Annotated in this window: 1 pseudogene; it reads right to left on the bottom strand. The window is 62.7% G+C overall.

The features are described from left to right. Positions 1-335: pseudogene (locus SB765_RS28575) on the bottom strand (hypothetical protein); the annotation flags it as partial.

The raw sequence follows: 335 nt of genomic DNA, 5'->3' as shown, positions 1-335 counted from the left end.
ACCACCGCCAGCACGCCGTTCTCCAGCTTGTGCCGGTTCATCGCGTTGACCAGGTACCCCTTCAAGGCAAACCTACGCAGCTTGCGAGTGTGAAACCCATGCGCACTGTCAAACGGCGAGCACCCATGCTGGGCGTACTCGAACACATCCTTGTCGACCTGCAGGTTGTCGGGCGTCATGGCAATGCCCAGCAATTCTGGGTTGTTGCGGGCTTGCGTGAGGTCGACCCCCTCGAAGCGGTGCGCGGGCGCCTGGCCCTTCTTGTAGGCATTCAGCACGCTGACCGGCCAGGCATCGCTGGAGAAGGCCAGCCAGGCTGTGCCATACCGGTCGGT

It is taken from the genome of Pseudomonas sp. SIMBA_067 (assembly GCF_046534675.1).
Classification (GTDB): Bacteria; Pseudomonadota; Gammaproteobacteria; order Pseudomonadales; family Pseudomonadaceae; genus Aquipseudomonas; species Aquipseudomonas putida.
Note: the sequence above shows the minus strand (reverse complement) of the source record. Positions and strands in the feature narration are given on the sequence as shown.